Origin of the sequence: Mesorhizobium sp. M0037 (assembly GCF_040323635.1) — a bacterium.
In the GTDB taxonomy this organism is placed as follows: Bacteria; Pseudomonadota; Alphaproteobacteria; order Rhizobiales; family Rhizobiaceae; genus Mesorhizobium.
The window spans coordinates 1-25,878 of the sequence record NZ_JAMYVB010000036.1; the positions used below are offsets into that span (position 1 = coordinate 1).

General features: G+C 59.1%; 26 protein-coding genes. 20 read left to right on the plus strand and 6 right to left on the minus strand.

What is annotated here, in order from left to right:
- A partial coding sequence (locus NKJ78_RS30180; RefSeq protein WP_502903296.1) for a transposase occupies positions 1 to 135 on the minus strand: 135 nt, incomplete at its 3' end.
- 735 nt (positions 136 to 870) lie between these two features.
- Positions 871 to 1,368: an Lrp/AsnC family transcriptional regulator gene (locus NKJ78_RS30185; RefSeq protein ID WP_352562777.1), complete on the minus strand. Its 498-nt coding sequence runs from the start codon at positions 1,366 to 1,368 to the stop codon at positions 871 to 873.
- 464 nt (positions 1,369 to 1,832) lie between these two features.
- Between NKJ78_RS30185 and NKJ78_RS30190 the strand changes: the two genes are divergently transcribed.
- Positions 1,833 to 4,367, plus strand: a complete 2,535-nt coding sequence (locus NKJ78_RS30190; RefSeq protein ID WP_352562778.1) for a GcvT family protein — start codon at positions 1,833 to 1,835, stop codon at positions 4,365 to 4,367.
- 32 nt (positions 4,368 to 4,399) lie between these two features.
- Here the strand turns inward: NKJ78_RS30190 and NKJ78_RS30195 are convergent, their stop codons facing one another.
- From NKJ78_RS30195 to NKJ78_RS30205, 3 genes are all read right to left on the minus strand, one after another.
- Complete coding sequence (locus tag NKJ78_RS30195; protein ID WP_352562797.1) at positions 4,400 to 4,486, minus strand: NAD(P)-binding protein; 87 nt, start codon at positions 4,484 to 4,486, stop codon at positions 4,400 to 4,402.
- 18 nt (positions 4,487 to 4,504) lie between these two features.
- Positions 4,505 to 4,753 (minus strand): hypothetical protein, encoded by a 249-nt coding sequence (locus NKJ78_RS30200; RefSeq protein ID WP_352562779.1) that lies wholly within the window; start codon positions 4,751 to 4,753, stop codon positions 4,505 to 4,507.
- 378 nt (positions 4,754 to 5,131) lie between these two features.
- The gene (locus NKJ78_RS30205; protein WP_352562780.1) at positions 5,132 to 5,611 is read right to left on the minus strand and encodes an MFS transporter; all 480 of its coding nucleotides are present in this window, start codon (positions 5,609 to 5,611) and stop codon (positions 5,132 to 5,134) included.
- 207 nt (positions 5,612 to 5,818) lie between these two features.
- Here NKJ78_RS30205 and NKJ78_RS30210 point away from each other — a divergent pair, with 207 nt between their 5' ends.
- The 17 genes from NKJ78_RS30210 (at position 5,819) to NKJ78_RS30290 (ending at position 24,321) form a co-directional block, all read left to right on the plus strand.
- Positions 5,819 to 6,055: a hypothetical protein gene (locus tag NKJ78_RS30210; RefSeq protein ID WP_352562781.1), complete on the plus strand. Its 237-nt coding sequence runs from the start codon at positions 5,819 to 5,821 to the stop codon at positions 6,053 to 6,055.
- A 659-nt stretch (positions 6,056 to 6,714) separates the two neighbouring features.
- Positions 6,715 to 7,710, plus strand: coding sequence for a succinylglutamate desuccinylase/aspartoacylase family protein (locus tag NKJ78_RS30215; RefSeq protein WP_352562782.1), 996 nt, complete (start codon positions 6,715 to 6,717; stop codon positions 7,708 to 7,710).
- A 77-nt stretch (positions 7,711 to 7,787) separates the two neighbouring features.
- A complete protein-coding gene (locus tag NKJ78_RS30220; RefSeq protein ID WP_352562783.1) occupies positions 7,788 to 9,074 on the plus strand; it encodes a methylaspartate ammonia-lyase in 1,287 nt (428 codons plus the stop codon).
- Positions 9,058 to 10,209 (plus strand): CaiB/BaiF CoA transferase family protein, encoded by a 1,152-nt coding sequence (locus NKJ78_RS30225; protein ID WP_352562784.1) that lies wholly within the window; start codon positions 9,058 to 9,060, stop codon positions 10,207 to 10,209. The genes NKJ78_RS30220 and NKJ78_RS30225 overlap by 17 nt, the downstream gene beginning before the upstream one ends.
- Before the next feature lie 137 nt (positions 10,210 to 10,346).
- The gene (locus tag NKJ78_RS30230; RefSeq protein WP_352562785.1) at positions 10,347 to 10,898 is read left to right on the plus strand and encodes an HpcH/HpaI aldolase/citrate lyase family protein; all 552 of its coding nucleotides are present in this window, start codon (positions 10,347 to 10,349) and stop codon (positions 10,896 to 10,898) included.
- Complete coding sequence (locus tag NKJ78_RS30235; protein ID WP_352562786.1) at positions 10,895 to 11,176, plus strand: aldolase/citrate lyase/malate synthase family protein; 282 nt, start codon at positions 10,895 to 10,897, stop codon at positions 11,174 to 11,176. The genes NKJ78_RS30230 and NKJ78_RS30235 overlap by 4 nt, the downstream gene beginning before the upstream one ends.
- Positions 11,177 to 11,376: 200 nt before the next feature.
- A complete protein-coding gene (locus tag NKJ78_RS30240) occupies positions 11,377 to 12,303 on the plus strand; it encodes a LysR family transcriptional regulator (protein WP_352562798.1) in 927 nt (308 codons plus the stop codon).
- A gap of 202 nt (positions 12,304 to 12,505) precedes the next feature.
- Complete coding sequence (locus tag NKJ78_RS30245; RefSeq protein ID WP_352562787.1) at positions 12,506 to 13,948, plus strand: NAD-dependent succinate-semialdehyde dehydrogenase; 1,443 nt, start codon at positions 12,506 to 12,508, stop codon at positions 13,946 to 13,948.
- Positions 13,945 to 15,489, plus strand: coding sequence for a fumarate hydratase (locus NKJ78_RS30250; protein ID WP_352562788.1), 1,545 nt, complete (start codon positions 13,945 to 13,947; stop codon positions 15,487 to 15,489). The genes NKJ78_RS30245 and NKJ78_RS30250 overlap by 4 nt, the downstream gene beginning before the upstream one ends.
- Positions 15,490 to 15,978: 489 nt before the next feature.
- A complete protein-coding gene (locus NKJ78_RS30255) occupies positions 15,979 to 16,476 on the plus strand; it encodes an Lrp/AsnC family transcriptional regulator (RefSeq protein ID WP_352562789.1) in 498 nt (165 codons plus the stop codon).
- Between the two features lie 378 nt (positions 16,477 to 16,854).
- Positions 16,855 to 18,657 carry a ThiF family adenylyltransferase gene (locus tag NKJ78_RS30260; RefSeq protein ID WP_352562790.1) on the plus strand — a complete coding sequence of 601 codons (1,803 nt, stop codon included), beginning with the start codon at positions 16,855 to 16,857 and terminating at the stop codon, positions 18,655 to 18,657.
- A complete protein-coding gene (locus tag NKJ78_RS30265; protein WP_352562791.1) occupies positions 18,657 to 19,151 on the plus strand; it encodes a Mov34/MPN/PAD-1 family protein in 495 nt (164 codons plus the stop codon). The genes NKJ78_RS30260 and NKJ78_RS30265 overlap by 1 nt, the downstream gene beginning before the upstream one ends.
- Positions 19,152 to 20,109: 958 nt before the next feature.
- Positions 20,110 to 21,516 carry an aminotransferase gene (locus NKJ78_RS30270; RefSeq protein WP_352562792.1) on the plus strand — a complete coding sequence of 469 codons (1,407 nt, stop codon included), beginning with the start codon at positions 20,110 to 20,112 and terminating at the stop codon, positions 21,514 to 21,516.
- Positions 21,517 to 22,037: 521 nt separating this feature from the next.
- Positions 22,038 to 22,766 (plus strand): LuxR family transcriptional regulator, encoded by a 729-nt coding sequence (locus tag NKJ78_RS30275; RefSeq protein ID WP_352562793.1) that lies wholly within the window; start codon positions 22,038 to 22,040, stop codon positions 22,764 to 22,766.
- Between the two features lie 90 nt (positions 22,767 to 22,856).
- Positions 22,857 to 23,483 carry an acyl-homoserine-lactone synthase gene (locus tag NKJ78_RS30280; RefSeq protein ID WP_352562794.1) on the plus strand — a complete coding sequence of 209 codons (627 nt, stop codon included), beginning with the start codon at positions 22,857 to 22,859 and terminating at the stop codon, positions 23,481 to 23,483.
- 33 nt (positions 23,484 to 23,516) lie between these two features.
- On the plus strand, positions 23,517 to 23,768 hold the full coding sequence (locus NKJ78_RS30285) for a transcriptional regulator domain-containing protein (protein ID WP_352562795.1): 252 nt from the start codon (positions 23,517 to 23,519) through the stop codon (positions 23,766 to 23,768).
- A gap of 121 nt (positions 23,769 to 23,889) precedes the next feature.
- A complete protein-coding gene (locus tag NKJ78_RS30290; protein ID WP_352562799.1) occupies positions 23,890 to 24,321 on the plus strand; it encodes a DUF2285 domain-containing protein in 432 nt (143 codons plus the stop codon).
- An 8-nt stretch (positions 24,322 to 24,329) separates the two neighbouring features.
- Here the strand turns inward: NKJ78_RS30290 and NKJ78_RS30295 are convergent, their stop codons facing one another.
- The gene (locus NKJ78_RS30295) at positions 24,330 to 24,608 is read right to left on the minus strand and encodes a DNA -binding domain-containing protein (protein WP_352562796.1); all 279 of its coding nucleotides are present in this window, start codon (positions 24,606 to 24,608) and stop codon (positions 24,330 to 24,332) included.
- 92 nt (positions 24,609 to 24,700) lie between these two features.
- On the opposite strand from NKJ78_RS30295, the gene NKJ78_RS30300 reads away from it, so the two are divergent.
- Positions 24,701 to 24,979, plus strand: a complete 279-nt coding sequence (locus tag NKJ78_RS30300) for a helix-turn-helix domain-containing protein (protein WP_348524474.1) — start codon at positions 24,701 to 24,703, stop codon at positions 24,977 to 24,979.
- Between the two features lie 174 nt (positions 24,980 to 25,153).
- Positions 25,154 to 25,369, plus strand: coding sequence for a helix-turn-helix domain-containing protein (locus NKJ78_RS30305; RefSeq protein WP_023682784.1), 216 nt, complete (start codon positions 25,154 to 25,156; stop codon positions 25,367 to 25,369).
- Positions 25,370 to 25,878: the final 509 nt, after the last annotated feature.

The following is a 25,878-nucleotide window of genomic DNA, read 5'->3' on the forward strand; positions in this document are numbered from 1 at the left end:
ACCCAGCGCCTCGTCCATCTCGGCCTCAAGCACCTCCTGCATCACCGCACGGAGCACTTCGTGCAATCCATCCGGGTTCGAAAGCGAAATGTCTTTGACGGCAGCGCTGGTCGATTTACCTTCTGTCTTGGTCATGGTGGCGTTCCTTCGCGGGAATCAGGTGACGTGAACAATCACCTCGGTGGCCGCGGCCTCAGGTCCTACCAGAAGGCCCTTGCTTCGGCAGAGGGGAGCCGCAACGCGCGATCCGCAAGGCCTGCAGATGACCGTCGCAAGATCTGTGGCAGCCCGAGGATTCCGTGCGCCTACGGAACGAGCCGGCTGCTCGGGCACGATCGCTGAAGTCTGCCGAAGTAACCGGGCGGGTTCATGCACCAATGTTCATTTTACATCGTGACACCTGAGATGACCACCCCAATCAATCGTGAAGGCCTCGTGGACTCAGTAGAGCGTCATACCCGGACCTATCTCTCGGAATTTAGATATCGGGGGCATCAGCCCTTCGACCCAGGCAGTCGTTGCGTTTGATTGGGCTGGTACGAGACGAGCATTTCAGGGGCAAGCGCATTAGCGGCGAGATCACGAGCACGGGCAACGCTGCCGCATGCGCCCGTGCTGATCGATACAGTCATGGCATTGCCGCCTCCTATCCAGAAGCTCTGTAAACCGAACCAACGGAGGAGAGGCCATGACAGGCGACGGTCCCTTATCCTCCGTGGGAGGGCAGCATCTAACGGTGCATGACCGCTTCCCGTCCGGTCGCCATTCTAGGTCCGGTGAATTCCTGACCCTCTAAATACGAGCGGAATCCGAGTTGTGCCAACGCCGGCCCGCCCCGCCGATTTTGCGACATGTCAAACCTTCGAGACCTCAGTTGTCCTCCGGATCGTCTATCGGCACGGCAAATCCAGCCTTCACCCTGTCCACGACGACCAGCGTCTTGACATTCTTGATATGGGGATTCTCATAAAAGAACCGGCGCGTGTACGCTTCGTAATCTTCCATGCTGCGGGCAGTGATGTAGAGCAGGAAGTCCGCCTCGCCTGTGATGTAAAAGCCCGTTGCGATCTCTGACGAAGATTTAATGTCTCTCTTGAACTTGTCGATAATGTCGACACGCTCCCGCTCAAGGGTAACTAGCACCAGCATCTGGATCGGCCTGCCGATTGCCTTAGCGGACACGATCGAAACATCCGCCTCGATAATGCCTTCTTCCCTCAGGCGCTTTAGTCGCCGCTGACAGGCGGTTGCCGAGAGTCCGATCTGTTCCCCGATGGCCTCGGACGTCAATCGGTTATTCTTCTGAACAAGTTCGAGAATTCGAGCGTCGATACGGTCGTAGTGTTTGGCCGGGAAGCGATAAGCCACTGCGGAAACCTCACAGCAAACCAAAGATGCAGAAATTCCTCTTGGAATGCGCAAATGGCTATGCCTTCGTCAAGGCGAGAATTGGGCAAGTCCAGGCAATGCGACGGCCATCATTTCGTGAAGTGCCTACGCGCTCGTTCTGCGGTTGGACCTGTGTGGCAATAAGCGGCTGCTCGGCGCCGTCGAGGTGGAATCCTTCAGCTCTTCGGCAAAGACGCAGATTTTCGGCCTGATCGGATCAACCTTCGACGAGATCCGACTTTCGCCTCAGCCTAGTCTTTGGACTTCGAATAGCAGGCGGGGTGTGGATGACTGGCTCACGATGGGATGGTGCATCCCCACGAAAAATTCGCCTGATCCTCCTGGCACCTGACCATTTTTTGGCAGTCGCCGACTCGCTTACCCATTTTCACCCGCGTTGAACCGACAGCAACGTCGGGCGCGTCAATTCGCGAGTTGTTAAAATGCTGAGCAAAGTTCCTTCCCACGTGGAATACGCAATCATCGGTGGCGGCATCATCGGCCTTTCCATTGCATACCACCTCACGCGGCTCGGGCATCGCGATGTCCTGCTTGTTGAACGCGACCGGCTCACATGCGGCACGACATGGCATGCCGCCGGTCTGGTTACCCAGCTCCGAGCCAACGAAAACATGGCTAAGCTGGCGCAGTACTCCGCCGAGCTGTTCCGCGACTTGGAGCGACTGACCGGGCAGCCGACTGGATTCCGGCAGAGCGGCTCGATCACTGTCGCCGCGACGGAGGCCCGCCTGGAAGAACTCAAGCGGGGCTCGTCAATGGGCCGTTCTTTTGGCCTGGACGTTGAGATGATCGATGCAGCCGAGGCGAAGCGGCGTGTCCCGCTGCTCGAGGTCAGCGACGTTCTCGGTGCCGCCTGGATCGCCTCCGACGGCATGACTAACCCGATCGACACCGCACAGGCGTTCGCTGCGGGCGCCAGACAGGGTGGGGCGAAGATCCTCGAACGCACAGCCGTGAACCGGATTGTGGTCGACAAGGGCCGTCTGGTCGGGGTCGAGATCGCTGAGGGCCTTATTCGCGCCGAAAAGGCCGTCGTCTGCGCAGGGCTATGGAGCCGCAATATTGCCGCGGATCTCAGTTGGACGGTGCCGCTGCATGCGGCGGAACATTTCTACGTCGTGACTGAAGCCATTCCAGGTCTGCCTGCCGACTTGCCGACGATCCGCGATATGGACGCCGCGGTTTATGCCAAACCAGATGCCGGCAAGCTGCTGTTCGGCTTCTTCGAAACGCGTGCCAAGCCATGGGGCATGGACGGCATCCCGCGCGATTTCAGCTTCGACTCCCTGCCCGAGGATTTCGACCATATCGAGCCCTATCTGGCAGCTGCGGTCAGGCGCATACCTGCCTTAGCCGATGTAGGTATTCAGTTGAACTTCAACGGCCCGGAGAGCTTCACGCCTGACAACCGGTTTCTGCTCGGTCCGGCGCCCGAGATCGTGGGGCTTTACGTCGCAACAGGGTTCAACTCATGTGGCATCGAATCCTCGGGCGGTGCAGGCAAAGTCATGGCCGAATGGATGTCGACAGGCGTCCCTGCAAGCGACTACTGGGAAATGGATGTACGACGCGCCATGCCTTTCCAGCGCAATCGCCGCTATCTCTACGATCGCACAGCCGAGGCCGTGGGCAACCTCTGGAATCTCCACTGGCCTCACAAATCCCCGAAAACCGCACGCAACGTTCGGGTTTCGCCGCTCCATGACCGTCTCGCTCAGGCAGGCGCGAACTTCGGCGAGAGCGCGGGTTGGGAGCGAGTACAGTGGTTTGGTGAGCCTGGTTCCCAACAGGCGACGCACGCCACCTTCGGCAAGGATGACTGGTTCAGGCAGAGCGGAGCGGAACACATGGCCGCGCGGTCGGACGTTGCTTTGTTTGACCAGACATCGTTCGCCCACCTACTGGTCCAGGGACGGGACGCGCTCGCGCTACTGCAGCGCCTCTCGACCAACGATGTCGACTTGCCCATCGGGCGCATCGTGTATACCCCTTGGTTGAACGAGCGCGGGGGCATGGAGTCCGACGTCACCATCTGCAGGACAAGCGACGAGGAATTCCTAGTCGTCACGGCTGCCGTACAGCACATTCGCGATCTCGCGTGGCTCAGGGACCACGCGAAGGGGGCCGGGCATGTAACAGTTGCTGACGTGTCATCGGGCTATGTCACCCTGTCGGTCATGGGCCCGCGATCGCGCGACCTGCTGTCACGCGTCAGCCCCGCCGACTTCTCGGATGCCACTTTCCCGTTTGCAACGGCTCGCGACATCGAGATCGGCTATGGGATGGCTCTCGCGTTCCGGATGACCTTTGTCGGCGAACTCGGCTGGGAGCTCCACATTCCGGCTGAACAAGCTCTTGGCATCTACGACGCCATCGTGGCCGCCGGCTATGACCTCAAACTTCGCCATGCCGGATATGTCGCCCTGAATACATTGCGCATCGAGGCCGGATACCGCGACTGGGGCTCTGACGTGGGTGACGAGGACACGCCGCTGGAATCAGGGCTCGGTTTCACAGTCGCTTGGGACAAGAAGTCGGATTTCATCGGTCGCGCCGCTCTCGACGGCCAGCGCGGACAGATCCCGCGCCGCCGGCTAGTGCAACTGGCCGTTCTCGGGGAGGCGCCTCTAATGTTCGGGACGGAACCGGTCTGGCGCGACGGCAATCTCGTCGGTTATCTGCGCTCCGCCGCTTTCGGACACACCATCGGCTGCGGCGTAGGGATGGGCTATCTTTCTGCAGCGTCCGGCGTAAGTGCCCAGTGGCTCAAGGACGGAAAATTTGAGGTCGAGATCGCAGGCCAGAGGCATGCCGCTGTTGCGTCCCTCCGGCCGTTCTACGACGCCGCCCGAACGCGCGTAAAGGGCGAGCACCTCGAACTTGACAGCTTGGTCGCGCCCGAGCTGCGCGCGGCGCGTAACGCGCCGTGCATCCCCTCATCATCAGACCCAATGTGACATCCATCTCGAAACCAGATGATCCGGATCCATTAAATCGCGACAGGCTTTAGTACGTCGACGCCGGATTGTGCCAGCCACCAAGCGGCGCTCAGCCCGGTAACACCGCCGCCGACGATGACGGCGCACCTTTGACCTCAGTCATTGCTGCCTTGCGTACCATTCACCGCGACGGTCGATTCATTAGTCGCAACTGTACAAAATTCGGGAATCTCCCGTGGGGATTGCCAATGCGAGGGGATTCCGAACCAGAGCTCCCAATGCCGGGTCTGATCTGTCGATTCCAGGAGCTGGCTGGCGATCGCCAGCGGCAGCGGGCGCACCGGCGCGCGGTAGCCTGCGAGAGGAATAGCCGCGAGCGACGCGAAGGCCAGCACCGCCAGCAAGGCCGCTATCTGCTCGCCGCAGCGTCGTCCTTGGCACGGTCCCATCCCCGCGCGCCGCTTGACCTGGTCCGGGTTTGGAGGGGCCTTGTCCAGCAGGGACGAGAGCGAGCGGCTTGTGCGGCCGTCGGCTTGCCAGCCGAGATGGCGGAGGACGCAGCTCGAGGATCTCGGGGGGCAGTGACCTCCTCGCATTGACAGACGTGGACCGCCGCGATGCCGCCATCTATCGATTGCGTAATAGATCGAGATTGCTCCGCTACCATTCTCTGGGCCGCCGGAAGGTAGGGTTTCCCGGCCTTTTGCCCCACGATCAATCGCGGGCTCGCCAGCTGCGCACTCGCCAACCTCGGGCGAGGCGGTGACCCAACCCGCGCCGCCCTAGGCGAGCGCAACTGCCGCCATTGCAATGGAAGAGGTCGGTGCCAGGGTCACGGCCAGAGCCATCACAAGCCCGAACGAGGCAACGATGATGCCGCCGACCCAAGCCCACTCCGGACAGTGTTGAACCACGGAGAGCAGGGCGACGGCAGAGGGAACATCGTGTCGCTCCACTATATCGCCAACCGAGGCTTGCCAGGAAGGATCATTGAGAGCACCGCCGCATGCAATCAAAAAGCTGAAGCCGAGGATCATCCGGGATCGACAAAGGCCAGCGCCACAGACACGGTGAGCAGATGCTATCACTATAATGCACAGGCCGGCGAACATGACCCGCGATGGTTGAAATTGTCGGGGAGGGCCCCGACGACCAGATAGAATGAAGGCGGGCAGCGTCGATGAGGCCGGCACCAGCGCAACCATCAGATCGGAAGCCGAGATTGGCGCTGGCGAACCTGCATCCTCGTCTTCGCCCGACACTCTGCGCTATTTCGGAGCGTCGCCTCCTGTCTGACGGTTCGTACAGACTCGCCTTCGCGGAAGATGTGCAGGCGCAGACTGCCCCCATTAGGTATTTTCATTCCAGTCGGATTGATCACCTGGCTTGCGTCAAATGCGGTATTCATATCTGGGTCATCTAGCGCCGAGATGGGCCTAAGCTCCGATGGGCCGTTCCTACTGTGCGGCATGACCAAGGCCCTCGTCATCCGCAAAGTCCCGTCCGCACTTCGGTTGGCCCGCGCCAGCGGCTCGGCACATTGCGCGGAAACGGCCCCTCAAGTCTCGCAAAGCATCGCCGACGAGACCGGCTCGGCCCTTGACGTCTTCGTGTCGGCCCAGATCCTGAACCTGCCCATGGATCTGCAAAGAGGGGATCGGCATCGCCTTCATTTCATCTTTATCTCGCACAAGCTCGGGTCTTAGGTAGATGCAGCAATTGGCCAGCGCTTCGGCACTTGCTGCTGCCCGGGCTGTATTGCGGAACCAATTTACCCGGCTGCACCGCGCGATGGATCCACCACGCAAACGCTGCGAGTTCCAGCGACACATCAATTCTGCATAATAGTCCATGATTGTCCCTCGCTTGATGCTTAGGGTCGACACAATCGCACCGCGTTCAACATCATCGCTCTGAGGGACAGCCCCTTCCTGCCTATGCGAGGAGCGCCGGCCCGTTACGGCATCTAGAGCGACTGGCACCGCATCTGGCTGCTGATAATGTCCCCCAGGAAAGCGCGGTAGCGGGCAACATGCTTCTAGCCCTCGGTCGGTGTTGAAACGCTCCAGTGTCTGAACAAGCTCGACAAGATCACTGAGGACTGGCCCGTGTGGCGGACAAGCATGCGGGCGGACCTGGGCGCAGGCGCGGGAGCCGGCTTTTGGCTCCCGACTTCATTGCGAACATCGAGCCGCGGTGTTCCATCAACCTAGCCGGCGGCCATCTAAAAACGCGATGGCATCGTCCGGGAGATTATATTGGCTAATTGAACACCGCCAGGCGCATACTTCCAGAGCGGGAGAATGCAAACGCGCAACAGCTATCGTAAACCCGGCGGGCCTGAATACTCGCAATAGGTTGAACAATGAGCGAAGCACCACATCTTACGTTTGATTTCGATATGCCCGGCGAGAGCAGGGGGCATCTTGTTGTCCCGGCAGGTGTCGACTGCGAAGAGCTTTCGCTCCCGGTATTCAGCATGAATAAAGGGGGAGGGCCGCGCCTCCTTGTCACGGGCGGATGCCATGGCAATGAATTGGAAGGGCCAATTGTCGCGCGGCGGCTCATTGGGTGGCTGCCAGAAGCGCAAACCTGTGGAAGGGTCATCGTCCTACCCGTCCTCAATCCATTGGCCGTGCAGGCTTGGAGCCGCAACACGCCGGTCGACGGGCTGAACCTTAATCGAGCGTTTCCGGGCCGCGCCGAGGGGTCGGTAACCGAACGAATCGCCGATGCGGTTTCGCGCCTATTGTTGCCAATGGCCGACACCGTATTTGATCTGCACAGCTTCGGACCAACGTGGGATTTGCCACCGGCAAGCGTAACGCACCCCATTGCTGATGTCGATTTGATGGCCAAGACGGTCAGAATGGCAGAAGCATTTAAATTTCCCATGACATTGGTCTGGGAATACCACGATACGCTTGGAATGTTCGATACCTTGGTCCAAAGCCATGGCAAGGTATTCGTTTGCGCTGAACTCGGCGGCGGAACAGTTGGCTCCGAAGCTCTCACGATCTACGAAGCCGGGGTACGTAACGCACTGATCGCGCTGGGACTTGCCGAGGGAAAAGCCGAGTATCCGACCTTCCGCCACCAGAAGTCCAGCCAGACACTTGAAACGCTCTTGTCTGACGAGCTGAAATCCCCCGCGCGGGGCATCTTTGAACCTCGCTGCTCGGTGCTGGACGACGTGAAGCAGGGAGATCTGATAGGCATGTTGCATCCGATGAATTCGCTGTCCGCTGAGTCCATTGATCTCCGCGCGCCTACCGCGTCCATCGTCTGCGCTATCCGATCCGGAGCGCATGTCGACGCCGACGAGGGGGTGGCGCTCCTTTCGCGCCCCGTGAATATCTAAGAATCAGGTGCAGGCCAGGCGGCGCCTCGAGTGTCAGTAGTAGATCGAATTGATCCCGGAATGAATCGAGTGACTGAATGCAAATCAAAGACGTCCTACTTGCGCCTGGCAACGGCGCATTCTTCTATGATGATCAAGCTGCCATTCGGTCCGGCGCGACCCAGGACGGCTTCATCTATGTCGGCGAACCAATGACGCCCGGGTTCACGTCGCTGCGCGCTCCGGCATCTTCGCTGAGCATCGGGCTTGTCCTTACCGACGACACTGTTGTTTGGGGCGACATGATGGGCGTTCAGTACTCTGGTGCTGGTGGACGTGATCCACTGTTTGCAACTTCTCAAATGTCGGACTTGACGTCGCGGGTTGTGGTGCCCCGGCTTTTCGATGTCGATGCGTCTCGTTACCTTGATGCATGCGCCAAGGTTTTCGAGCCTTTCGGACACAAGCGGTTACCTCTCGCGATTGAGTATGGGGTCAGCCAGGCGCTCCTACACGCAGCAGCCCATCTTCAACGTACGACGATGGCGGAGATCATATGCAGTGAATTTGATCTACCGCTGCCAACACGTAAGGTCCCGATTTACTGTCAAAGCGGTGACGCTCGCGAAACCAACATTGACAAGATGATTCTGAAGGCCGTGGATGTGCTTCCCCACGGCCTGATCAACTCACGGCAGAAATTCGGCGTCGGCGGCCAGACCTTCATGGAGTTTGTTAAGTGGGTTGTAACGCGAATGCGCGAACTCGGCCGCCCCGGGTATCATCCGGTGCTGCATTTTGATGTGTATGGCTGGATCGGTCAGGAAATCGGCCTGGAGCCGCAACGCATCGCCGACTTTATCTGCAGGGTTGCAGACACTGTTCCGGGGTTTATCATCAACATCGAGTCGCCGGCGGACTTTGGTTCTACACACGCTCAAATTGAGAATTATGCCCAGATCGTATCGATCCTGGATGACCGGGGTTCTAGCGCGCGCATTGTCGTGGATGAAAGATGCAATACAGTTGAGGATGTCCAACTCTTTGCCGAAGCGAAGGCTACGCATCTCGTTCAAATCAAGACCCCCGATGTGGGCTCACTTGCCGATACGGCGCGCGCAGTTCTCATCTGCAAAGAGAATAAGGTAGGGGCATATGTCGGGGGGAGCTGTACTGAGACGGATCTCTCCGCTCAAGCGTCAGTCCACATTTCGGTAGCGACCCAGGCCGACATGATGCTCGCGAAGCCCGGAATGGGTGTCGACGAGGCATTCTCAATTGTTGGGAACGAACAAAACCGATTGTTGGCGATGCTGAATCGTCGTCGGGATCAAGACGAAAAAATTGGGATGAAAAGCACGGTGTCCCATGCAGAACTCTCTTGAGAGGATAACTGTCGTAGCCGTGGAGCAGGCCGTGGCGGCGCCTTATGCATCGTCTCGTCTTGCTGACGCCGGAGCACGTGTCATCAAGGTCGAACGACCGGCTGGCGACTTTGCCCGCAACTACGACGAGTTGGTGCGCGGCCAGAGTGCTTACTTCGTCTGGCTCAATCGGGGCAAGGAGTCGGTTTGTCTGGACCTGAGGCTGGAGATGGATCGCGAGGTCCTCGACACGCTCATTGCCAATGCCGACGTGTTTATCCAGAATCTGAAGCCGGGCAGTATCGAAAAACTGGGTTTTGGGTCTGCTGATCTCCGTCGACGATATCCGCGGCTGATCACCTGCGACATCTCGGGTTTCGGCGAGAAAGGGCCGTATTCCCATTTGAAGGCTTATGATCTCATTGTCCAGGCGGAAACAGGTCTATGCGCGATCACCGGCAACCAACAAGGGCCCGCGCGCGTAGGGGTCTCGGTCTGCGATATCTCAGCGGGCATGACAGCGCACAGCGCCATTCTTCAGGCACTATACCACCGCGAGGTCACCGGCGAAGGGGCAGGCATCCAGGTGTCACTGTTCGATGCCGTCGCCGACTGGATGAATGTTCCGGTTCTACAACACGACTATAGTGACTATCGTACGGCACGGGCCGGCGTGAAACACCCATCGCTGGCACCGTATGGCGCCTATCGCTGTGCTGACAGCAAAGAGGTGATCTTTTCGGTTCAAAATGACCGCGAATGGGTGGATTTCTGCGAGAAATTCCTGAAGCAACCGGCGCTCACGCGCGCATCTGGTTTTGCAGACAACATGGAGCGCCTCGGCAATCGGGCGCAACTTGATGAGATCATTGAAAGGCGATTTTCCGAACTATCCTGCCTCGAAGCAATGCACGAGCTTGAGGCGGCCGGTCTGGCGTATGGGCGACTAAATGAAGTGGCCGATGTGTCAACACATCCACACGTTCGGAGGGTTAAGGTTGGCACGCCTGAAGGAGTTGTAGACACGATAGCGCCGGCGGCGATCTTCAACTCCGAGCGCCCCTCGCTGCGTCCAGTTCCGGCTCTTGGTGCCCAGACAGAGGCTGTCCGCGAAGAGGTTCTGGGGCGTTTGCGCGAAAGAGCCGCGTCAGCGTGAGCGCGCATCTTGTCGATGAGGTGGGCGCGCTCGCGATCCATAGAAGGCGTGCACACTTCGGGTCATCTCAGCACATCGGCCGCCCAACAAGCTTAGTGCCGCCGCCGTCACAAAAATTGACCGCAGAGGCGACTCCCATGATCAAGAACACCGTTCCGGTGGTTGAAAGGCCGACGTCTGTACTCCGCTGGAGATCCCTGCTCTTCGTTCCCGCTCACGTTCCGCGCTTTGTGGAGGCCGCCCATGAGCGCGGGGCAGACGGCGTCATACTCGACCTCGAGGACTCCGTTCCGCAGGATCAAAAGGATGAGGCACGGCGGCGGCTTCCTGAATCCGTGGCAAAGGTGGGCCGGAAGCGCAAGTCGGTTTTGGTCCGCGTTAATCGTGGTTTGCGCGCCTTGGCGGCCGATCTCGATGCAGCCGTCATGGCGGGTGTTGACGCACTTGTTCTTCCGAAGACGGATTCGGCAGAGCTGGTATCAGAGATCGCGAATGCGGTATCGGAACTTGAACGAGAAAGAAATCTTTCGCTGGGACGCATCCGGTTCCTTGCCCAGATCGAGACCCCGGGCGCCTTGCAAAGGCTCGCGGCCATTGCGACGGCGCATCCAAGGATGGTCGCAATGGCGCTTGGTCCTGAGGACTTCAGTGCCGCTGTCGGCGGCGCCCTGGATTCGACCTTCTATTGACGCCGAACCTTTCTGTTCTTTTTGCCGCCCGTGCGGCCGGATTGCTCCCCCTGGGCTTCATAGGAAGCATCGGCGAGTTTTCGGACACTGACAAACTTCGTGAAGCCGCGGCGCATGCGCGCCGGCTTGGCTTTGCCGGAGCTTTAGTGATCCATCCGACCCAAGTGGCCATATTCAATGAGGCTTTCTCGCCAAGCGCACAGGAACTCGAGTGGGCTCGCGATGTCGTCGCCGCCGAGAACGATGCCGCGTCCGCGGACTGTCTGCATTCTCGTTGAATGGTAAGATGGTTGATCCGCCAGTGGTGCGGCGCGCTCACGAGATCCTGGCTCTCGCTCCGCGATTGACCTGCTTTTAATCCAGGGCCGGACAGGCGCCCGGTTTTGACCCTTGGCCGAGCTTTGCTGCTTGCTTGCCATCTTGTTTCGAGATAGATACGCAGGCGCTGGGGATCATGCCCCGGTTGGATTTGTTCATCTTGGACATCAGGCAGCTAAGATACTTTGTCGGCGTAGTCGAAGCAGGCAGCTTCACGAAGGCAGCTGCGATCCTTAACGTTGCTCAAAGCGCTCTAAGCCTGCATGTTCGTCAACTGGAGGACGGATTTGGTACCCAGCTGCTTGTTCGCGACAGGACTGGTGTCAGCGTCACTGCGTCCGGAGACAAGCTGCTTGAGCGCGCGCGGAACATCCTGAAGGAAGTTCAACTCACTGAGGCGGAACTGACCAACTCGGTGGCTGCTCCTTCCGGAGAGGTGACCATTGGCATTCCGTCCGGAGCCGCTCGCGTCCTTAGCGGTCCCCTGCTTGAATCGGTAAGAAGCGAATTGCCGAGAATCTCGCTTAAGATGATCGAGGGCATGACGGGACCGCTCGAGGAGTGGATGGCGGCTGGCCGCTTCAATCTGGCTGTCCTTTACCGGACTGCCGAGAGTGTAGGGCGAATGACGGTGCTGGCACGGGAAGAACTTTGCCTGGTAGTGCCGCGGGGTGAACCGCCTTTCGAAGATTCGATACCGCTCGCCGACCTGCATGCGTTTCCGCTGGCGGTTCCGATGCGCAACAACTATGTCAGGCGTTCGGTGGCTGATGTCGTTGCACAGCACGGGCGTGTGCTGGACGTCAGATTCGAAGTCGACTCCCTTTCTACGATCATCAACATGGTCATGGAAGGAAAAGCCTATTCTATCCTTGCCCCGTCGGCCATTCAGAAAGAGGCGTCTCAGGGCCAAGTCCGGACGATTAAGATCGTTGATCCGGTGATTACCCGTTCCGTTGTGCTTGCCGTCAACCCGAAAGATGAGCGCTCTCCAGCGGTGTCTGCGGTTCGCAAGCTGATCCCCAAGGTCGTAAAGACTTTGATCGAGGGCAGGCACTGGTCGGCCACGGTTCCGGACCGGGTTTAGGCAGACCCCAAACCGAGTTTTTCCCAGTGTTATCGCTCTTCGTGGCCGCTTGAGTGGTGTCAATCTGGAGTCGAGATGGCTTTGGGCGATATTCCATATTTGACCCGGCGTGACCATCGCGATGAGACTGCAGAGAAGTGAGCCGATGGTCGGAGAGATCGGCTGGTCTCGCACTGGCAGAAATACTCAAGCGGAGCATGGAATGTCCAACGCCACGAGCTATCAGCTTTTTATCAATGGCAGATGGCGAGCCGGTGGTAGCGGAGCCACTGTGCCGGTAATCAATCCGGCGACGGAGATGGTATTTGCCTCGGTGGCCTCGGCGACGATACCGGATCTGGATGAGGCCCTCGCTTCGGCAGAGCGCAGCCGCAAGGCCTGGTCCTCGCGGCCTGCAAAACATCGTGGCGAGATTCTCCTAGCAGCCGCCAAAATTCTGACAGCGAAGGTTGATGCGGCGGCTAGGGACCTGTCAGCCGAACAGGGAAAGACGATTGCCGAAGCGACAGGTGAATACGCGCGCGCTGTCGAAACGCTGGAGTGGAACGGAACGCACGCGGAAGAGTTGTCGACCCCTACTCCGATGGGCCCGAACCGGATGATCGTCCCCGAGCCAATTGGCGTCGTTGCTGCCTTTACGCCTTGGAACTATCCCGCCGTTCTCATCGCCCGCAAGCTCGCCCCTGCTTTGGCGGCAGGCTGCCCCGTGATCCTCAAGGGGGCTGAAGAGACACCAAGCGCGGCTGTCCATTTCGTCGAAGCCTTGCAACAAGCGGGTATTCCGGACGGCGTGGTCAATCTCGTCTTCGGCGTTCCGGTGCAAATATCCCGACATCTTCTCAACTCGCCGATCATCAAAGTCCTAACGTTCACCGGCTCTACTGAGGTTGGAAAACAACTCGCCAAGCTCGCCGCCAATAACTTGCAGCGGTGCATCCTTGAACTCGGTGGGCACTCCCCGGTCGTTGTATGCGATGATGCGGATCTCGCAAAGGCCGTTCCGGCAATTGCGGAATACAAGTTCGAGTGCGCGGGCCAAAGCTGCAATGCGCCCAGCAGGATCCTCGTCGCGCGAAATCTCTACGAGGAATTTCTGTCCCTGATGACGGAAGCCGCTCGCAAGATCAAGATCGGCCCGCCAGACGATCCGGCCACGGAGATGGGACCGATGGCAAACGCGCGGCGAATCGAGGCCATGCAGCGTCTGATCCAGGATGCTGTCGATCGCGGCGCCGGTATCGAAACCGGCGGCACCCGCCTCGACCAGCCGGGTTTTTACTGGCCACCAACCATCCTGACAGGGGTTCCAAAGGATGCGAAAGTGCTTCATGACGAGCCGTTCGGGCCGATCCTCGCCGTCGCACCTTTCGACACGATCGAGGAGGCGATCGAAGAAGCCAACGGCACCGAGTATGGCTTGGCTGCCTACTTCTTCACCGGCGCCGCCGGTGCAAAACGGGCGCTGATCGGCGGTCTTTCGGCAGGCGCGATCAGCGTAAATTACCTGAAAGGGGTTTCCGCAGATGCACCATACGGTGGCGTCAAACAAAGCGGCTACGGATATGAAGGGGGCGAGCAGGGATTCCGGAGCTTCCAAAGCCTGAAACTGGTCAACGGGCTTGGTCATTGGGATGACATCCGGTGAATAAAACAACACGGAACATTGCCGGTAAGGATATCACAAGGAGCGTCGCCGACGCCCTGCAGTATATCTCGTATTACCATCCGCCCGACTATATCCTGAACCTTTCGCAGGCCTACTCACGCGAACAGAGTCCGGCGGCTAAGAATGCCATAGGGCAAATCTTGCTGAACTCCCGCATGGCGGCCTTTGGACGGCGGCCGATCTGCCAGGATACCGGCCTCGTGGTGGTCTTCGCGAAGGTCGGCATGGGCGTCCGGATCAAATCAACGGCTAGTTTCGCGGACCTCGTCAACGAGGGCGTCCGCCAGGCATATCTCGACCCTGACAATCCCCTTCGACCATCGATCGCTTCGGATCCGCTTGCCGGGCGCATGAACACGCGGGACAACACACCGGCAGTCGTCCACGTCGACCTTGTGCAAGGCAACCAGATTCAGATCACCATCGCAGCAAAAGGGGGCGGATCGGAAAACAGGGCGCGTTTCACCACCCTGAACCCCAGCGCATCCGTTGCCGACTGGGTGGTCGATACTGTTTGGACTCTTGGCAGTGGATGGTGCCCGCCCGGCCTGATCTCGGTCGGCATCGGTGGTAGCGCTGAAAAGGCGATGCTGCTGGCGAAGGAGGCTATGAACGAGCCCATAGATATGTCGGAACTGATTGACAGGGGGCCGTCAAGTGCGGAGGAGGCACTGCGGGTTGAGCTTTATGAACGAATTAATGCGCTGGGCATCGGAGCTCAGGGACTAGGCGGCCTGACGACAGTCGTTGACGTCAAAGTTGCTACCTATCCAACCCATGTTGCGTCCAAGCCTGTGGCGCTCATTCCGCAATGCGCCGCCAACCGGCACGTGAAGTTTACCTTGGACGGCACAGGACCGGTGCAGCTCCAACCGCCCGACCTTTCCGAATGGCCCCACATCGGTCATGAGGGCTTGCACACGACCAGCGTCCGCCGGGTCAATCTCAATGCGCTCTCGAAGCAAGAGACGGCATCGTGGCGCTGCGGGGAAACCCTTCTTTTGTCCGGAAAGATGTTGACGGGCCGTGACGCCGTCCACCAGCGAATGGTCGACCTGATCGATGCCGGCAAGCCGCTCCCGGTTGATCTGCGGGGACGCGTGATCTACTACGTCGGACCAGTCCGCGCGGTGAGGGATGAGGTCGTCGGGCCTGCTGGCCCAACAACCGCCAGCCGGATGGACGCTTTTGCTGAAAAGATCCTCGCCGAGACCGGGCTCTTGGCGATGCTGGGTAAGGCGGAAAGGGGACCCGCGGCCATCGAGTCGATTGTCAGACACAGAACACCCTATCTCATCGCGGTGGGTGGCGCTGCATACCTGATTTCAAAATCGATCAAGGCGGCACGGATCGTTGCCTTTGAAGACCTGGGCATGGAAGCCATCTATGAATTCGACGTGCAGGACATGCCGGTTATCATGGCTGTCGATGTTGAGGGAAACTCCATTCATAGTTCCGGGCCCCTTGAGTGGCGTAAGCGCATGGCGGCCGACAGCATCGCCCGCAGCATCGGCGTTTGAGTCTTCAGCTGGGCGATCCGGCCAGGCTCAATGTCGCGAATCGGCCGGGCGGGACTCTGGGCCGTAGCGGCAACACGGGCGGAATTTGCGGTGCCTAGGCTCCTCGGCGAGCCAAAGAAGAAAGGCCTTCAATTCATCTCCAAGCCAAATGCGCTGATGTAACCACTGCATCGACCACGCCGTCCACGCGATCGATGCTCGGGAACTCCGAGAGTGCAAACCAGGTAAAGTAGCGCCGATACTGGCCATCCATTTACGCCCAGATCGATGCCGAAACGCGATCACCACTCTGTGCGTCATCGCATCAGGGGCAATGCCCAACTATTCTGCATCCATTCTGATTGGATCGCCCTCAGTCAGATGACATTCCTAGCCTCACACTGACCCGTTTCGGGCCGAAGACAGATATGTCCACTAAACTCCCTCGCGTCGATCGATGATAGAATTTCTGGCACCACTGCCCTTCGACCAGTTTGAGAGCAACAAATCATGAAGTCGGAACCAAACCCTATGCAACTAGACGATTGGGATATCCGGATTCTCTCAGAGATCCAGTCAGATGGTCGGATTTCAAAAAGCGAGCTCGCAAAGCGTGTTCACCTTTCAGCGTCGGCCTGTTCAGAACGGCTCCGCGTGCTGCAAGCCGCAGGCATCATTGAAGGATTCTACGCGCGACTCAGTCCAGCCCTCATCGGGGGCATAATCTCTATAATGGTGGAAGTCGTTTTGGACCGCCATCGTCTCGAGGATCAAAGACACTTCGAGGCTGCCATCCAAAACGTCCCGGAAATCCTGGACTGCTGGGCAATTGGGGGACGTATCGATTATCTGATGCGCGTTTCGTCTCCCTCCATGGCTGCGTATCAAGATTTCATGGAGGGACTCCTGCAGGCAGGATTGGGGATCAACCAATACTACAGCCTTGTCGTGACGAAGCCAGTGAAAGCCAATTCACCGATTCCGTTGTCCTCGTTCAAGCGGAGATAAACTCTGAAGCGTTTCCGTCGGCAACTAGTCCCGATTCCGCGAATTAATCGGTCAGATACGCGCATTTCCGCGAAATCCGAGAGGCCGTTGCGGATATAACGAGCCCTCAATCGAGTGTTCTGCTTCAATTTTTCGGGCGAAGAGCAGCGAGCAGAGCACATATTGCCAAAGACCTTTGAGTGGCTGCTCTGCGACAAGCTCACAATTATGTAGATATGGAGGGAATTATGGCTGGAAGACCCGACAACCCCGGAAAGGGACCACCAGATAATCCGGGAAAAGGACCGCCTCACGGAGTGCCTTCCGGGCCGCCTAACGGTGTTCCGCCGGGGCCGCCCGTTCCGCCCGTGCCCCCGCCGCGCAAGGTGGGATGAGAGTATGGTTGATCCGGATTCATCCATAACGGCCCCGGCGCAGCCAGTTCCCCGCTGGGAGAAGCGATATCCGGGGCGGCTTAAATACGAACTCGACGCGCTGTACGCAGCCGGAATAACGCCTGAGATTGACGAGCAGGCCCTCTCTTCCGGGCGATTGTCCCTAACTCTCGACTGGCCGCTCGATAGGGCGACGACCCTCCGGTTGCAGGCTGTCTTTCCCGACGCTTACCCGCACTTTCGGCCTCAGGTCTTTCTGCTCGCCGGCCTTGTCCCACCGCCGACGCGCCACCGCAGTCCTATCGAGGGCAATCTCTGCCTGCTCGGCCGCGACACCCGGCAGTGGACACCGGGCTGGACGCTTTGCACGTTGCTCGAAAAACAGCTCGCCGACTCCGTGCGTGGTACCGGTGAGGAAGACCAGCAGGGCGAGCCTGCCGAATACTGGTGGAACAACCTTGGCCGTAATTCCGGATCTTATTGTCTGATCGACAGCGGCTGGGATGTCGGCGACGCCTCGCAGGGCACATTGCAGCTGCGTTACATCCAAGATCAAACGGTCAAAGTGGAGGCCGAGAACGGTCCAATCCATATTCCGGCGGTCAGGGCCTATGTCGAAGAGGTTCGCGCTGAGGATGGCCAAGTGCTTCACCAATGGGCGGGTCCGCTCCCAGCCGACCTGACCGAAGCGAAGAATCAGCTTGAGGTTCCGTGGGTAAGATCAAAAGACACGATGCTACCCGAACCTCAGCTCGATGCACAGCTAAAAAGGCTCCGCCAAGATTACTCATGGCTCCAGCGTACCCGGCCACGAAAGTACGGTTCAGGTCTGAAGTTTGACCTCCGCGCACTCGTCTATCCGAGCGAGCTCGGCTTTGGTGAGACGGGCCTCGGCTGGTGCTTCGTCATGGTCTTCGGTCATGCGCACGGCTTTGAGCCGAAGAAGAACAAAGCCCCTAAATCATTGCGTATCACGGCGCTGCCCGTTTTTCGCGCCGGGCCGGTCGACATTGGCTGGCGTGTTCCGGCCGTTGCATTCCTCAAAGAAAAGCGGATCCTTGTCGTCGGTGTTGGCGCCGTCGGCGCACCGGTAGCGATCGAACTTGCTCGCAACGGATGCGGCACCCTCGATCTCGTTGAACATGACATTCTTGAGCCTGGAAACACGATCCGCTGGCCGCTGGGCGCAGCCGCCTGGGGTCAGTGCAAGACAGAAGCCTTGCAGGGTTTTCTGGCTCGCCAGTATCCGGCAACGGAAGTCCGTAGCCATTCGCATTTTATAGGTATTGCGGCGCAGGCTCTGAGCGATCCGGGTGACGACGATATACTCGACTCGCTCATCAAGGACGCCGATCTCGTTATCGACGGCAGCGCTTCGCACGCCGTTACAACGCTGCTCGATGACCGCTGCCGAAGCGCAGCCGTTCCCCTTATAAGCATGTCCGCGACGCCGACGCTGGAGGGCGGCACCGTTGTCCGGCACGTCCGCGAAAGCGGCTGCCCGAATTGCCTTTTGCACGCATGGCACAAGAACGAGATGGAACCCCCGCCAGGACAGGATGCCGGTGACGAGGCCCTGACCCAGCCGGCCGGGTGCAGCGAGCGCACATTCACCGGTGCCGCGTATGATCTGCAGGAACTCTCGCTGCAGGCGGTGAGGCTGGCCATCGATACCCTCTCGGGCAAGGCGGACGAGGGTTCGGTCGTGCAGACACTCAGCTTTGTTGATGATGAACGAGCGCGCTGTCCGCCGAGCTGGCGTGTCGATCCGCTGCCAATACATCGGGACTGCTGGGGCGGGCATTGATGTTGCCGGATGTCGATGCCTGGCTGCCTAACACCCTGATTCAGGAATGTGCGGACGAAGCCGACACCAAATTCCCATTAGAGACCGGCGGCACGTTCATGGGCTGGTGGTTGAGTCCTGATACCGCCGTCGTAGCCGCCATGATTGGTCCCGGACCCGGCGCCCTTCACGAGCGCTTTCGGTTCCAGCCGGATCAGCAATGGCAGGTTGAGCAGATTGCCGCCCACTATGAGAGTTCGGGTCGCCTCGAGACTTACCTTGGTGACTGGCATAGCCACCCCGGCGCTCCGAGCGGCGCGCTGAGTTGGACCGACCGCGGCGTCCTTCGCCGCGTTATCACCACGCCAGAAGCGCGCTGCGCACTGCCGCTGATGATGATTCTATGGGGTTCTTCCGGGACATGGCAGCTGACAGCGTGGCGAGCACAAACGGTGCCGCGCGTGGTACTCTGGGACAAGCTGCATCTCGATCCGGTGCAGATAAGGGCCTTTTGAAATCTCTGCACCCGCAGATGCCGGCGGCTTGATGAAAGGCATGACCTGACATCCGCTTCGGTCCGGCGATGGTCCGGCAAACCTGCGCGAGGACGGCCTGCCAGACGGCGTGGGCTGCAGCGGGTGAAGTCGCAAACGGCCGAGCCCGCCGGCGCGGACCCGCTGCATTGGCTGCTCCTACCACCCATGCGGCAACCTGCTCCGCCGCGAACTGGCCGATGTCGCTTGTACACGCAGCGCTGGCTCATCGAGCAGTTCTTCCGTGATGAAGACCACGGCTTGAAGATGGAGACAGCCAGTTGCAATCGGGACAGATGGAAGCGTCTACTGCTGTGTGGACACGGTGTCGAGCATTGGCGTGCCCGTCCAATCTGTGCGAGAGAAGAAACTATTAGAGTAGGCCCTGGGATCGTAAGTCGATCGTGATGTGAAGAGGGGACCTTTGCTGCTCGATGAGCAGACTGCGGAGGGGCTTCTCGAGCACGCTTCCCCTGCCGCGCGACTCAGCGATCCCAACGCCTTCACAACTCTGCGAATCTGCTTGATGAGGGTGGCAGTCCTGAATAGCCAAGGCCTCCCGCCACGAGCGTGCGCATCGACATTGCCCGAACATATCCCGGCGACACGAAGAACACATCGCGGAGGTTCTGTTGGGCTCCTGGATGGGGACTTCGGACAGCGCATCTCCCAATACCAATCCCAGGGGTTTATGCGGTACCTTTCGCAAACAGCCGCCGACGAACAGAATACGGCGGCGGCCGCACAGATCCCCTTATGCGCCTCAAGGAGAAGGTAACTCCAGAAACCTTGGTTTTCACTGCGTTCGAGCCGATTTTCGCGAATTCGTCGGCTAAAGACGTGCAGTCCCGCGAAACTCGAGAGGTGTTTGCGGGTATGCTTGTTTTTAATAGGTGGCTGGGTGAGTGTCTTCTGCCTACTGCTCGCGAGGAGAGGAACTATGAGCTTGAGTAATCTGGGAACCGAGCAACTGCGGGAGAAGGATCGAAGCTTCGTCTTCCATCCGTCCACGCACTTGGCCAAGCACAGCCGCGGCGAGACGCCAAACCGGATCATGGCCGGTGCGGAAGGCGTGTACATCTGGGATACCGACGGCCGAAAGAGCCTTGACGGTTTCGGAGGGCTTTACTGTGTCAACATGGGATATGGATGCACGGAGATCGCCGAAGCCATCGCCCGGCAGGCGCATGAGCTGCCGTTCGCGCATGTCTATGCCAGTCAAGGCACGGCGCCGGTTGCCCTCTTGGCAGAGGCCGTGGTCGAATATTTCGGTCAGAACATGCGAAGGGTCTATTTTGGCCTTTCCGGCTCGGACGCCAATGAAACCAACATCAAGCTGGTCTGGTACTACAATAACATCCTCGGTCGCCCTGAAAAAAAGAAGATCATCTCGCGCAATCGCGGATATCACGGGTCCGGGCTGGTCACCGGAAGCCTGACAGGGCTTCCGTTTTTCCACGATTTCTTCGACCTGCCTTTGAGTTTGGTGCGCCATACGACGGCCCCACACTACTATCGCCAGGCGCGCGACGGCGAAAATGAGGAAGCGTTCGCCAGGCGCTGTGCCAGCGAACTTGAGGCCCTTATTCTTGCTGAGGGTCCAGAGACGGTTGCCGCCTTCATCGGAGAGCCGGTACTTGGGACCGGCGGCATCGTTCCGCCCCCTAAGGGATATTGGTCCGCGATCCAAGGAGTGCTTGACAAGTACGATATCCTTCTTATCGCCGATGAGGTGGTCTGCGGCTTCGCGCGAACCGGTGAGAAATTCGGTTCCCATCTCTATGGCATGCGTCCGGATTTCGTGACCATCGCCAAGGGCTTGAGTTCAGCCTACCTCCCTATCTCCGGGTCAATCATCGGCGATCGCGTCTGGTCGGTGTTGGAACAAGGAACGGAAAAGCACGGCCCACTCGGCCATGGCTGGACATATTCCGGTCACACGCTTTGTGCTGCCGCAGCGTTTGCCAACATCCAATTGCTAAAGGAAAGAAATATCCTGGAACATGTTCGGGACGTCGGACCCTATTGGCAAGCCCGCATGAAAGCCGAACTGGAAGGACATCCCATTGTCGGCGAGGTTCGCGGCATCGGCATTTTAGCCGCAGTGGAGCTGATGGTGGATCCGAAGGGCCGGGTGCCATTTGAACCCGAACTTCAGGTCGGCGTGCGGGTCGCCGCTGCTTTGTTTGAAAATGGCGTCATAGGCCGCGCCATGCCGCATGGGGATATTCTCGGCTTTGCCCCACCTTTGATCATTACCCGAAAAGAGATCGACATCATCGTCGATGCGACTGCGAAATCAGTCGATACGACCTATCATGCGCTGCAGGCGGAAGGCGCGATATGATCTGGCGTGAGATGACGCCTTCAACTCGGATCGCCGGAATATTCACGTGCGGCAGCCGTGTAGCGTCATGAGCAGGGGCGCAACAATCCGCTCCGTTTTTTAAGGCAACTTGCATGGAGGGTGTGCCAGCCGATGCCGAAATACGAGCCAGTCGCGAACGACACAGTACCGCCTTCGCGTGCGAAGACGCTCACGTGAGCTGCTGCAAGAATGTAGAGGTGACGCTCTCACACCCCAATGTACCGTGAGGCTGAGCTCCTCCATGGAGCAGTCCCAAGCCGGACGCAAAAAGACAGCCCGACCGCAATGAAGTGCAAACCCAAGAGGACAACTGTCACCCTGCTAAAGATGGCGCTGGAATGAGGTCTCGACGTCGATAATAGCGCCGTCGAAGCACGTATCGCCCTCCCAAGGCGCACGGCCCGGCACGGAGCTCAGTCTCCGGCCGGGCCTTCAACCCAGAATGGCTGGCCCGCCCGTCTTGGCTCCTGGAGGGGGCCAGAACTCACTGCAGTTTAGCTATGCAAGACGCTTTTCATAGATTTGTAGGGCAGATCGCAGACAGCGCTGACGCGACTGACCTGCGCAACGCTCTGGGCGAGATTGCCTCTTCGCTCGATTTGCCGTCTTTCGCCTATTTTTTCCCTTCTTCTGGCAAGGGCCGCAACGTGCGCCTGATTTCCACCTACCCTCAATCCTGGACATCTCACTACCTTCACAGTCGGTATGAAAAGATTGACCCGGTAATTCATCGAGCGCGTGGTGGTCAGGAACCATTCAACTGGGATGCGCACGGTGCTGATCTCGAACTATCGACGCAGCAGCGACAACTGATGGATGAGGCGACGCAATTTGGCATTCACTGCGGCTTCACGATCCCGATCCATGACAGAACCGGTAAATTTGCAGCACTGACCTTCGCCTCCGATGAAAGGCGACCACCGTTCTTTCGCCTGATTAATCGATATGACCGCGCGCTCGAACTCATCGCGATCTTCTTCCATATTCATGCCTGTCGCAAGCTGGCCGACGGCAGGACCGTGGATGGCGTTACCCTATCTCGAAGGGAAATGGAGTGTCTGAAGTGGGCGGCTCGGGGCAAGACGGCGTGGGAAATCGGCCGCATCTTGGGAATCAGTCGGAGCACCGCAGCCTATCATCGGGATAACGCCAGGAAGAAGCTTGGCGTGAAGACGGCTATTCAGGCAGCTGTTCGGCTTGCACTGTCGCGGCCATCTCTCTTCACCTGACCTCCCGGAACCTGGGCACATACACAGGTTGTTTCAACTCCGGCCTTTGCCTTCAATCGCAGGTGCTATCCATGCGAGGAGAAGGCCATCATGTTGCAGTTGATCACGCCGGGTTGTTACGCTGAGTTCAGCGACGAGCTCGAGCAGATGCATCGCTTGCGGTATCGCGTTTTCAGGGATCGACTTGATTGGGACGTTTCGTTCAGCGGCGGCTTTGAGGTCGATCCGTTCGATGCGCTTCGTCCCCATTACTTATTGCTGCGTGCGCCCGCCGGACGCATCGACGGCTGCGTGCGCCTGTTGCCGACTACAGGACCGACGATGCTGCGTGATAGCTTCTTCGCTCTTCTTGCCGACCGTCCAGCGCCGGAAGATCCACGTGTTTGGGAAAGCAGCCGTTTTGCGCTTGATCTGCCGCCTTCCGCGCCCAAACAGTCGGGCATCGCAATTGGCACCTACGAGCTGTTTGCCGGAATGGTCGAGTTTGGTTTGTCACGCGGTCTGCGCAACATCGTCACCGTAACCGATCTGCGCATAGAGCGGATTTTGCGTCGCGCCGGCTGGCCACTCGAACGGTTGTCCCATCCGCAAACAATTGGCAACACACGCGCCGTTGCCGGATATCTCGACGTCTCGAGAGAGAGCTTGGATTCCCTCCGTCGCAATGGCGGGCTCAAAGGCCCGGTCCTGTGGACCCCGGTCATTAAGATCGCCTGAGCCTGCCATCCGACCTTTTCTGGAAATGATGCAATGGACGAATCAAGACCTGGCCCTGCTTGGCCGGACAGGCAAGATGATCGTGCCTATGTCGACCAGCTCACCAGCCGAGGCTGGGCCTGGGAATTCCTCAGGCGCAATCCGGACTTCCAAAAGGATCTGGCGAACGCGCTACGCGGTGCCGAACGCAAGAACGCCCGGTCCATGGACATTATCAGCCTGGCTTCGAATACTGTTGATCTCTCGCGCTGGGGCCTTCTGTTTTGCAAGCTCAAAAGGAACTGATGCGAGCGTCTTTTGGTGCCCCTGCCAATGTCCGCATGTTTTGCCCGTTGTGGCCGAAACGGCGGCGCCGCCGCGCGGGGTCGACTTGCTTGATCTCGCCCGGCACTCCTGCCGCATCTCCATGCTCGTCACGCGGGACGGGCATCAGCACCTCCTGGTCGAGGACAGTGGCAGGAGCTTGCAGCTGGCTGCTTCCGGCGTCAGCATCCTCGAACCTGTGCGATTGACATCCTCGGTCCTCTGGTCGCCAGAGGAACTGAAGCAGCGCCTAAACGCGTTGGAATGTCTGAACAGCCTCTGTTGGACCGGCAGGCTGCAATCAGGATTCTTTCCGACCGAGCCCCGTAGCTCGCGGTTGCGCCGAGTCTTGCATGCCCTCGACGGCTTCACCGCTGGCGTATCACACCGCGAAATCGGCCTTGCTCTCTTCGGCAGAGCCCGTGTCGAGCAGGACTGGGCCGACCCCGGTGACCATCTTCGAGACAGCGTCCGCCGTGCAGTCAGACGCGGGCGCTCGCTAATGAATGGTGGTTATAAGCGTCTTCTTCTATAAGGCCACCATCAGGCCTTTTGGCGGCCAGAGAACAGCTCCTTGTACCCCGCCACCACCAGCCAGTGGGCGCGCGAGAGATGGCTGCGAACCGCCCTTTGGGCGCGCGCTGGCTCTTGCACCGGATCGATTCCCAATATCGCCTGGGCCATCTCTCCTTCGCTGGCATTGCCGGCGCATGCATCTAAGAGCTTCAAATATGTCGTGAAGTGCTCATCGTCGTAAGCGGTCAGGCTCTCCGCCCATGGGACCTCGTCGGCAACAGCAGGTTTGAGCAATCTGTCTACCATTTCATCTCTCGCCGTAAGACCTATCCCGCGCCGCGCAGATCTTTCACCGCACAATATCCTGAAATGGGATAATCCGAAACTGGGATTAGTCCATGAGCCGGTTCCTTCTTGGCCCGGTTCGTCTGATGCCGAAATCACTTCGATCAGCTCGCCAGCGCCGATTGCTACAACGGCTGATTGCGGCGCGCAAAACCAAAGGGGCCACCCAGACCCAGGTTGCTGATATGTTGGGCCGCCCACAATCCTTCGTGGCCAAGTACGAGGGTGGTGAACGTCGGCTGGACGTCATTGAGTTTCTCGACGTCGCCGAGGCTCTCGGTATCGATCCTTGCGAGCTTCTGGCACAATTGCGTCGCGCTCGTGACCTGTAGATAGCGTGCGCTTTGTTTGGCTGCCAAACTTCACGATTCCCGTCCTTGAGCTCACGGCTCAGGGGATTTGCCCTCGCGAGATGATGCCGTGAAGCCGCTCGCCCTTTGTTGTCTCTGATCTTTGTAGAGAATACTCCGTGGTGAAATCCTCGACAAGAGGGTGGCTTCTCGTGCATGGAAATCCGAGAGGTCTTTGCCCGCAATCTGCGTAGGCATCGTCAAAAAAAGAAATTGTCCCAGGAAGCGCTGGCGCATGAGGCTGGCGTTGACCGAACATATGTTAGCGCACTTGAGCGCTCGGTCTATGCCGCCAGCATTGATACGGTGGCGAAACTCGCCAGAGTGCTCGGAATCGATCCGGCCGATCTACTCAACCCTCATTCTGAATAACTCTGGAAGCGGGGACGAAAACGCGGTTGATGAGACTCGGCCAGAAGGCTTTGAGGCATTCATGCTGCTGACAGGAACGCCCGCGCGCTTCGCAGCCGGCGCTCGTGAACCGAGCCCGCTTTCTTCGGTAAGCTCAGGCGGTCTCGGCCATTCGGCTTCGCCGCCTGGCGTGGGCAGCCCTTCGGGCTGTAACGGCCGCCGCCCTTGCGGCGGCGCGGTTTGTCTGTTGGCCTTTCCCGGTGGCGTGGGGTGGGCGGCACTCCCTTCTGGGCCCGCCGCGGCAGCCCGCAACCCTTCGCGTGCCGCTCATGGTCCTCCTCTTCGTTCCGGTCCTTCGGATGCGGTCCGCCTACCACGGCGGGCCTTTCCGGTCGCGACTCGCCGCCCACCCCGCTTCCGGGGAGAGGCGCGGCGATTGGTGGGGGTGTGGGTGGTCATCGGCGCTTTCCGGTAGGGTTTGGTTGTTGACGCCAACCCATTTCGGAAGGACCACCGATGACCGAAGACAT